We start from the raw sequence: 9,645 nt of genomic DNA, 5'->3' as shown, positions 1-9,645 counted from the left end.
GTAAGGACCGGGCGCTTTTCGCCCGGTTTTTCTAATCGAACGGTATAAAATCTACTTTTCCTGTCGATCATAATGCTAGTTTCAAGGAGGAGTTGAAAAGTTCGATGAAGAAAGGCATGTTAAAGCAAATTCTATTAATCACGGATGGATGTTCCAATGAAGGAGAAGATCCGGTTGCAATGGCTGCGTTGGCGCGTGAACAGGGAATTACGGTGAACGTCATTGGCGTGCTGGATAAATATGATACCGAGGATGGCCACGGACTTCATGAAATCGAAAACATTGCTGAGGCAGGTGGCGGGATCAGTCAGATTGTTCAGACAAAACAATTGGCCCAAACGGTTCAAATGGTGACCAAACAGGCGATGACTCAGACGATCACTGGGGTGATCAATCAGCAGCTGCAGGATATCCTCGGTGATTCGGGTACTGTGGAAGATCTCCCACCTGAAAAACGCGGCGAAGTCATGGAAGTTGTTGAGGAAGTTGGAGAGACATCGGATCTTCAAGTTTGTATTCTTGTGGATACCAGCGCCAGCATGAAAAACAAGTTGCCAACGGTACGCGAAGCGTTGACCGATCTATCGCTCAGCTTATCGGCACGAATGGGCGAAAATCAATTTTGTTTGTATTTATTTCCCGGGAAACGAAAATCTGTTCAAAAGGTGGTTGCTTGGACACCTCAATTGGATGATATTGAACGTACTTTTGATAAAATCAGCTCGCATGGGATAACGCCTACCGGACCGGCGCTTAAAGAAGCGATAAAAAGTTTCATTTCGCTTTCCAGAAAACACGGGTTCTTCCGCAATGATGATGAGGCCTATGATGACGGACCGAGATGACTTGCGCTTTGCAGCAGGTACGGTCATCATCGGCAAATGGCACCGAAAGCAGTATCGGCTGGTCAAATGGTTAGGAAGCGGTGCTCAAGGAACGGTATATCTGGGGCATGATGGTACGCGTACAATCGCCATCAAGTTAGCCAAAGACCGCGCCTCATTGATTTCAGAGGTACATGTGCTTCAGCAGTTTGAAACGCTTCAAGGAGGTCCTCTGGGGCCTTCTTTGTATGATAGCGACGACTGGATGCGTGGTGGACGGACCATTGGTTTCTGTGCAATGGAATATCTGAAGGGCGAATCGCTTTCTTCAGCGCTGAAACGGAAACCGTTTGACTGGGTACTTGTGTACATGTTGCAGCTGCTCAAACAACTCAGCCAGCTTCATCAGGCCGGCTATATTTTCGGCGACCTGAAGCCGGAGAATTTGATCCTGATGCATCCGGGCCATTCCATTCGCTGCCTTGATTTTGGTGGTGTGACCCGTATTGGCAGATCTGTCCGTGAATATACGGAGTTTTTTGACCGCGGTTATTGGGGAATTGGCAGCCGCCGCGCGGAACCCAGTTATGACTTGTTTTCCTGTGTGATGATCTTAATCAATGCAGCACTAGGAAAACGAATCGAGCGATCACGCGCACCGCAGCAGCAGCTGATTCATTTAATTAAAACAAACCCTAAGCTTGCAACGATTCACCGTCCACTCCTGCAGGGGGTGCAGGGGCACTATACGCACGCAGAAGAGTTGCGGCAGGCACTGCTTCTCGAAATCATGGCAAGTCCGCAACCGGTGTCGCCGCAAGTGAAGCGGCATCAGCACCGGCAGCAGAGGCATGCGATCAAGCGTAATCAAAACAACTGGCGGCCGGCCTGGGCAGCTGCTTCCGTATTAATTACTGCCTATATTTTATTTGTTGTTATTTACGTGATGTGACAGGCAAGAAAGCCCGTGAATTAATTCACAGAAATGAATTAAATGAAAGGTGAATGCATAGACATTGATTCTTCCATGTATTAGCATTTTCAACGCCTCAATCAACTGATATTATGCCGATACTTTACCATAAATTAGGAACATAGGTTATAATATCTTTATCGAAAAGAGGTGAGAAATCATGGCTCTCAAAGGAATCATAATCAGAGTGTACCCTAATCAGGAATAGCGTAACTCAAAAAGTTCTAAAACCCAAGAAACTCGGGAATTTATTCCTGATGTAGTTCATGTGATGTGATTTTTAGCGTATGGTGGACATACATTATAAAGAAAACTTGGTTGCGCTTAGTCTTTTGACGAGAGCGAAGACCTCGTTGCACGGATACTATTTTCCTTGAAATTTCTATGCTAGTATGAAAAGGTGACCGGAGGCAAGGGAGAATTTTACGATGACCGTTAATGAAAACGTGACGCAATTTATCGAGAGCCATCATTTAATTCAACACGGATCCCGGCTGCTGCTCGGGGTCAGCGGCGGTGCGGATTCCATGGCGCTGCTTCTTTATTTCGCGGAAAAGCAGCGTGAATGGGGGCTTGAACTAGCTGTCTGTTCGGTGGATCATGCACTGCGCGGAAAGGACAGCAGCGAAGACTTAAATTATGTCGCATGTTTTTGCGCGAAAAGGGATATCCTTTTTATAGGGAAAAAGGTGGACGCACGTGCATGGAGCCGTGCGCAAAAGATCAGCCTCGAGACCGCTGCGCGTGCGTTGCGCTATCGAGCTTTCGCGGAAGCAATGGACACCTTCCATGCTGATGCGCTGGTTCTGGCACATCATGGAGACGATCAGGTGGAAACAATGCTGATGCGTGCGGTGCGTGGGACAGTCGGCATTGGCCGTGCGGGGATTCCTGTACGCCGTCCCTTTGCCGGAAGAGAACTTGTTCGACCGCTTCTTTCACAGACAAAGCGTGATCTGGAACGCTATTGTGCCGCAAACGGTATTGTCTCAAGAAACGACCCTTCGAATCAATCAGACGTGCATACGCGAAATCGGTTTCGCAAATATGTACTTCCTTTTTTAAAAAAGGAAAATCCTAAAGTTCATCTTAAATTTCAATACGAAAGTGAGCGGATTACCGAGGATGAATCGTTGCTCAACGATTTGGCTAAGTCGCAGTTGAAATCGGTTACTTTAAAAAAACAAAAATCAATCTATGCGCTTTCAATTCCTAATCTTCTTGCTGTTCATCCTGCTTTACAAAGACGGACAATTCATCTAGTATTATGTTATCTCTACACAAATCAACAGCTGCAGCCGATGCACCAGCCAATACATATTGAAGGCCTACTACAGTTTCTGCACGCCGGCCGTTCCTCGGGAAACATGACTCTTCCCGGAGGCTTAACGGCAAGCGTCTCGTATGAAACCTGCATGATCGGGTTTCTGCCGACAGAAGATGAGGTCAGCAAACCAATCAAATTATCCATTCCCGGTCAAACGAATTGTCGGTCCGGTATTTTTGAAGCAGACACATTAACTATTGATTTTCTGAAACATTGTGCAACGGATGCTTCTTGTCTTATTTTTGATCCAGAAGTCGTTTCGCTGCCGCTTTATGTGCGAACGATACGCTCCGGCGACCGAATGAGACCCAATGGAATGACGGGTTCGCAGAAAATTCAGCGTATATTTATTAACGAAAAAGTTGACCGTAATCAGCGAAAACGTTGGCCGTTGATCACGGATTCAAAAGGCCGCGTACTGTGGCTGCCGCTGTTGAAACGGGGCATTGCATTACCATCACCCCGGACTTCAGAGAAAAAAGAATACGTGAAGCTTAAATTTATACCGTTTTCAGGTTTTGGGAGGACGCAGGCATGAAGGATGACGTCAAGGAAATATTAATTACGGAGCGTGAAATACAAGAGAAGGTCAGTGAGTTCGGAGTAATGCTTTCGGAAGAATACGGGCAGTCTTTTCCGCTCGTGATCGGCGTATTAAAAGGAGCACTTCCTTTTATGGCTGATCTGATCAAAAAAATCACCGTTCCGATTGAAATTGATTTTATGGATGTATCCAGTTATGGCAATTCTACCGTATCATCAGGTGAAGTGAAGATTCTTAAGGATTTGGATACATCAGTGGAAAACCGGGATATATTAATTATTGAGGATATTATTGACAGCGGACTTACCTTGAGCTATCTGGTCGAACTATTTAAAACGAGGAAAGCGAAGTCCATTAAAATTGTGACGCTTTTGGATAAGCCGTCAGGACGGAAGGCGAAGATCGCTCCTGATTTATCAGGATTCACGGTTCCTAATGCCTTTCTAGTGGGGTATGGTCTCGACTATGCCGAGAAATACCGCAATCTTCCATTTATCGGTGTGCTGAAGCCTGAGATCTATCAGTGATAAGGAAGCGATAAACAGGGCGGAAGTCGAAACGAGGCCCGCCGATGGCAAAAATGTAATTTGTTGAGTGGCAACATTTGTATGTGGTACTATAAAATATGATTGTTTTTAGAGCGGGAGGAGGTAAGGCATGAATCGACTTTTTAAGAATATTATCATATATTTATTTATTGCTTTAGTGATCATCGGCATCGTAAGCTGGCTGACGGAAACAAACCGCACCGTGAAACCGATGACCTACAGTGCTTTTCAAACCAATCTGAGTCAGGGTAATGTAGATCAGCTGACCTTACAACCGGAAGGCAGTGTCTATGCAGCAACAGGACATTTGAAGAGCGCTGATGAAAATACTACGTTCAAGGCCTATTTGCCGGCAAGCGACAAGGCCGTTAACCAAGTTACGGATATGGCCGCGCAATACAAGTTGGATGTAAAACCGGAGGAACGTGCAAACGGATGGTTAACGTTCGTCACATCGTTAATTCCCTTTGCAATTATCTTCTTCTTGATTTTCTTCTTGTTGAATCAGGCGCAAGGCGGTGGCGGCCGAGTAATGAATTTCGGCAAAAGCAAAGCGAAGCTCTATTCGGAAGATAAGAAGAAGGTTACATTTAAAGATGTGGCCGGAGCGGATGAAGAAAAACAGGAACTTGTCGAGATTGTCGACTTCTTGAAAGATCCGCGCAAGTTCGTGTCTTTGGGTGCACGAATTCCAAAAGGTGTTTTGCTTGAAGGCCCCCCAGGTACCGGTAAAACCTTGCTGGCGCGTGCGGTAGCAGGTGAAGCGGGCGTGCCGTTCTTCTCAATCAGCGGATCGGATTTCGTTGAAATGTTTGTCGGTGTCGGTGCGTCGCGTGTGCGCGACTTGTTTGAACAGGCAAAGAAGAATTCGCCATGTATTATATTCATTGATGAAATTGATGCGGTTGGTCGTCAGCGCGGTGCCGGTCTCGGCGGCGGTCATGACGAACGCGAACAAACCTTGAACCAACTGCTCGTTGAAATGGATGGTTTCGGTGCCAATGAAGGTATTATTATCATTGCAGCCACCAACCGTCCGGATATTCTGGACCCGGCTCTTCTGCGTCCGGGCCGTTTCGATCGCCAAATTCCGGTTAACCGTCCGGATCTTGTCGGCCGCGAGGCAGTACTTCGTGTACATGCCCGCAACAAGCCGCTTGCGAAAGAAATTGATCTAAAGACTGTAGCAAAACTAACCCCAGGTTTCTCGGGCGCCGACTTGGAAAACCTGCTGAATGAAGCAGCGCTGGTTGCGGCTAGGGCCAATAAAAAGGTAATCAACATGGAAGACATCGATGAAGCCGTTGAACGTGTGATTGCCGGCGTTGCCAAGAAATCGCGGGTTATTTCGAAAAAAGAACAGAACATTGTCGCTTATCACGAATCCGGGCACACTATCATTGGCCTTGCACTTGAGGGTGCTGATGAAGTACACAAAGTTACCGTTATTCCTCGTGGTCAGGCTGGCGGCTACACCGTCTCTCTGCCGAAAGAAGACCGCTACTTCATGACCAAGCCGGAACTGCTCGAAAAGATTTGTGGTTTGCTCGGTGGACGCGTCGCTGAAGAGATTACGTTTGGGGAAATTTCAACAGGTGCAAGCAATGATCTACAGCGTGTAACCAATCTTGCTCGGCGAATGGTTACTGAATTCGGTATGAGCGATAAGCTTGGCCCAATGCAATTTGGCAATAATGACAGCGGACAGGTGTTCCTCGGCCGTGATATTCAAAACGAACAGAACTATAGTGATGCGATTGCTTTTGAGATTGACCAGGAAGTGCAGCGTCTGGTTAAGTTGGAATATGACCGTTGCAAGAAGCTGCTTACGGAACATCGCGATAAGCTGGAACTGATCGCTCAGACACTGCTCAAAGTGGAGACACTGGAAGAAGAGCAGATCAAATCGTTGTATGAAACCGGGAAGTATATTGAACCAAGCAAGACGCGTTATGCTTCAGAAGACAGCGATAAAGAAGATGCGACAGCGGTTGCTCCGGATGAGGGGGCAGAAAAACCTGCTACTGACGTTAAAGTGACGATTCATCCAAAAGATGACCGCCCGGTTGAGGCGAAGACCGAACCCGATTCATCAGATCAGGTGAACAAGGATGACGAGCATAAGCTCTGATTTCCAAGCTTCTGTTGCATAAATAAAGGGGGACTCTCCAGATTAGGGAGCGTCTCCTTTTTTCATACAGGGCAGGAAGGGATAAGTGTTTTGCCGAGTTAATAAGATGTTAACCAACCACACGGCTGTGAAACAGGAGGAAAAAAGATGATCTTTGTTTGTGATGTTGGGAATACTCATGTTGTGCTTGGCACCTATGCCGACGGTGTATTGACCAATCACTGGCGCGTATCGACCAACCGTGAAAGAACTGAAGATGAGTTTGGTATGCTGATTAACGATCTTTTTAAATATGCGGGACTTTCGTTTGCGGATTTCAACGGAGTCGTTATTTCTTCAGTAGTGCCGTCGATTATGTTCGCGTTAGAACGGCTGTGTACAAAATATTTTCACCTACAGCCGATTGTTGTCGGCCCTGAAATTAAGACCGGCCTGAATTTGAAATATGAACATCCGAGAGAACTTGGTGCAGACTTGATTGTCAATGCAGTCGCTGCAATCCATGACTATCAAGCACCAATGATTGTGATTGATTTTGGAACAGCGACAACGTATTCCTACATCGACGAGACACAATCTTATATTGGCGGCGCCATTGCACCTGGAATCGATATTGCGACGGAGGCATTGTATGAGCGTGCATCGAAATTGCCAAGGATTCAAATTACGAAACCGCCGAGCATTTTTGGTCGGAACACGATTCACGCCATGCAGTCCGGTGTGCTTTTCGGTTATGTCGGACAAGTGGAAGGCATTGTCTCACGGATGAAGAAGCAGGCAGCGGGCGATCCGGTTGTGGTCGCAACCGGAGGGTTGTGCCGGTTGATCTCGAATGAGACCGATATGATTGATCATGTTGATCCATTTCTGACACTTAAAGGACTTTATCTTATTTATCTGCAAAACGCTTAACATGAATGGAGGTCTGCATATGGGCGATTATTTTATTAAAGCACTCGCATGTGACGGAAACCTTCGCGTGATCACTTCGGTGACTACGGAGACGGTTAACGAAGCACAAAAACGCCATCAGACATGGCCGACGGCAACGGCAGCGCTAGGGCGAACGATAACCGCAACGATGATGATGGCCGCACAAGAAAAAGGTGATGAAAAAGTAACGGTTACGATACAAGGTGGCGGTCCGATTGGAGCGATTGTTGCCGACGCGGATACAAACGGTCGGGTACGCGGCTATGTAACTAATCCCCAAGTACATTTTGAATTGAATGCTCATGGAAAACTTGATGTTGCGCGTGCGGTTGGGAACAATGGTTTTTTGAGTGTCGTCAAAGATCTTGGACTGCGGGAGAATTTTACCGGACGTGTGCCCATTGTCTCCGGAGAGCTTGGCGATGACTTTACGTATTACTTTGCCCGCTCGGAACAAATCCCTTCAGCAGTCGGTGTCGGTGTACTTGTTAATCCGGATCAGTCGGTGAAGGCATCGGGTGGATTTATTATTCAAGTGCTTCCCGGTGCCGATGATGCAGCGATCGATCGGTTGGAAGAGCGGCTAAAAGCGATTCCGCCAATCTCAAAATTAATTGATGCGGGCCATTCACCGGAACAGCTGCTGGACGACCTTTTCCCGGACGGGGATTACAAGGTGCTGCAGAAGCACGGGGCAGCTTTTCATTGCAGCTGTTCAAAGGAGAAATTTAGCCAATCGCTTCAAGGCCTTGGCGACAAGGAAATTCAAGCCATGATTGACGAAGACCACGGAGCAGAGGTCGTTTGCCATTTTTGTGAAACACATTATCAATTTAGCGCCGCTGAATTACATGCATTAATTGCTAAAAAGAACTAAGCGAGAAGGGTGTCTCAAACGCTAGGAATAGTGAGAGGCACTCTTTTTTTGAGAGAAAGCTGTTTTTTTATTTGACGCTCGCATGATGTACTGTTAATATAGTATATAAATCATACATGATTACTAAGGATTTAAGAGGGGGATACTTCATGACTGTTGCAAATTCGGTTACGGAATTGATTGGAAATACGCCTGTTGTTCGTCTCAACCACTTAACAGATGAAAACGATGCAGAGCTGTATGCAAAGCTTGAATACTTCAATCCAGGAAGCAGTGTGAAGGATCGGATCGCATTGGCTATGATTGAAGCGGCTGAAAAGGAAGGAAAATTGAAGCCGAACGATACGATTATTGAACCGACAAGCGGCAATACGGGTATCGGATTGGCTCTAGTTGCTGCAGTGAAAGGCTATAAAGCGATTTTGGTTATGCCGGAGACAATGAGCATTGAACGACGCAAATTGTTTAAGGCTTACGGCGCGGAAGTCATTCTAACCCCAGGAGCCCAAGCCATTAAGGGATCAATTGAAAAAGCACAAGAACTTGCTAAAGAAAAAGGCTATTTCCTACCACAGCAATTTAAGAACCCGGCAAACCCAAAGGTACACTATGAAACGACCGGTAAGGAAATTGCCGCTGCATTTGACACGCTGGATGCGTTTGTTGCCGGTGTTGGAACCGGCGGTACGCTTAGTGGGAGCGGCAAAGCCCTGAAAGAGAAATTTAACGACATCAAAGTCTATGCAGTTGAACCAAAGGATTCACCGGTGTTAAACGGCGGCAAAGGCGGTCCGCACAAAATTCAAGGAATTGGTACAGGATTTGTTCCCGATACTTTGGATACGGAAGTTTATGATGAAGTGCTTGATGTGACAAACGAACAAGCATTTGAGTATGCACGTCTTGCAGGTAGAAAAGAAGGCGTCCTGGCCGGCATTTCCGGTGGAGCCGCGATTTACGGCGGTGTTCAGGTTGCAAAGAAACTGGGCAAAGGTAAAAAAGTTGTTGTCATTGTGCCTGATAATGGCGAGCGTTATTTAAGCACGCCGCTCTATCAGGTTGAAGCTTAACCACTGCTAAAATAATAAAGTCTGATGCATGAACTCGAGCGGATTGCAGAAGGACAATAAAAGACCAGGGCGCGAACTGCCCCCAAAAAGTTGGACGATAAGCAGTCAACTTTTGGGGTTCACAGCAACGTAGCCTGGTTTCTTTTTTATTTTTACAAGTTCAGAATGTTTATGATTTTGGACTGAAGGAGCGAGCGCTACTAGGTCCAAGAGTGTTGAATCAAAGCGGAGGTGCTCGGGCGTCTACGGGATCGCGCCTTGTTGATGCGTGCCAGCAAGGCCCCGCAGATTCCTGTATGTCTGAGGAGGTTCGCGGAGCGCCCGCGGCAAGCGAGCAACCGAAGCGGCGATTCAGCACCGAAAGGACACGAGTCCATCATACATGGAAGGAACTTTCGCTAATTAGAAAGGAACTTCC

General features: G+C 46.8%; 8 protein-coding genes. All 8 read left to right on the top strand.

Features of this window, described 5'->3' with window-relative positions; translation table 11 throughout:
• Nucleotides 1-104 precede the first annotated feature (104 nt).
• The 8 genes from SIN01_RS12545 (at nucleotide 105) to cysK (ending at nucleotide 9,227) form a co-directional block, all read left to right on the top strand.
• Nucleotides 105-845 (top strand): VWA domain-containing protein, encoded by a 741-nt coding sequence (locus SIN01_RS12545; protein ID WP_010025375.1) that lies wholly within the window; start codon nucleotides 105-107, stop codon nucleotides 843-845.
• Nucleotides 826-1,776 carry a serine/threonine protein kinase PrkT gene (gene prkT, locus SIN01_RS12540; RefSeq protein WP_029548203.1) on the top strand — a complete coding sequence of 317 codons (951 nt, stop codon included), beginning with the start codon at nucleotides 826-828 and terminating at the stop codon, nucleotides 1,774-1,776. The genes SIN01_RS12545 and prkT overlap by 20 nt, the downstream gene beginning before the upstream one ends.
• A gap of 449 nt (nucleotides 1,777-2,225) precedes the next feature.
• On the top strand, nucleotides 2,226-3,662 hold the full coding sequence (gene tilS / locus SIN01_RS12535) for a tRNA lysidine(34) synthetase TilS (RefSeq protein ID WP_010025373.1): 1,437 nt from the start codon (nucleotides 2,226-2,228) through the stop codon (nucleotides 3,660-3,662).
• A complete protein-coding gene (gene hpt / locus SIN01_RS12530) occupies nucleotides 3,659-4,195 on the top strand; it encodes a hypoxanthine phosphoribosyltransferase (RefSeq protein WP_010025371.1) in 537 nt (178 codons plus the stop codon). Before tilS ends, hpt begins: the two co-directional genes overlap by 4 nt.
• 130 nt (nucleotides 4,196-4,325) lie before the next feature.
• Nucleotides 4,326-6,347, top strand: coding sequence for an ATP-dependent zinc metalloprotease FtsH (ftsH, locus tag SIN01_RS12525; protein ID WP_047035042.1), 2,022 nt, complete (start codon nucleotides 4,326-4,328; stop codon nucleotides 6,345-6,347).
• A gap of 147 nt (nucleotides 6,348-6,494) precedes the next feature.
• Nucleotides 6,495-7,259, top strand: coding sequence for a type III pantothenate kinase (locus SIN01_RS12520; protein ID WP_010024949.1), 765 nt, complete (start codon nucleotides 6,495-6,497; stop codon nucleotides 7,257-7,259).
• Between the two features lie 19 nt (nucleotides 7,260-7,278).
• Complete coding sequence (hslO, locus tag SIN01_RS12515; protein ID WP_010024948.1) at nucleotides 7,279-8,157, top strand: Hsp33 family molecular chaperone HslO; 879 nt, start codon at nucleotides 7,279-7,281, stop codon at nucleotides 8,155-8,157.
• A 149-nt stretch (nucleotides 8,158-8,306) separates the two neighbouring features.
• Nucleotides 8,307-9,227 carry a cysteine synthase A gene (gene cysK / locus SIN01_RS12510; protein ID WP_047035043.1) on the top strand — a complete coding sequence of 307 codons (921 nt, stop codon included), beginning with the start codon at nucleotides 8,307-8,309 and terminating at the stop codon, nucleotides 9,225-9,227.
• The last annotated feature ends 418 nt before the right edge of the window (nucleotides 9,228-9,645 follow it).

The sequence above is a fragment of the Sporolactobacillus inulinus genome (assembly GCF_006539285.1).
Classification (GTDB): Bacteria; Bacillota; Bacilli; order Bacillales; family Sporolactobacillaceae; genus Sporolactobacillus; species Sporolactobacillus inulinus.
Note: the sequence above shows the minus strand (reverse complement) of the source record. Positions and strands in the feature narration are given on the sequence as shown.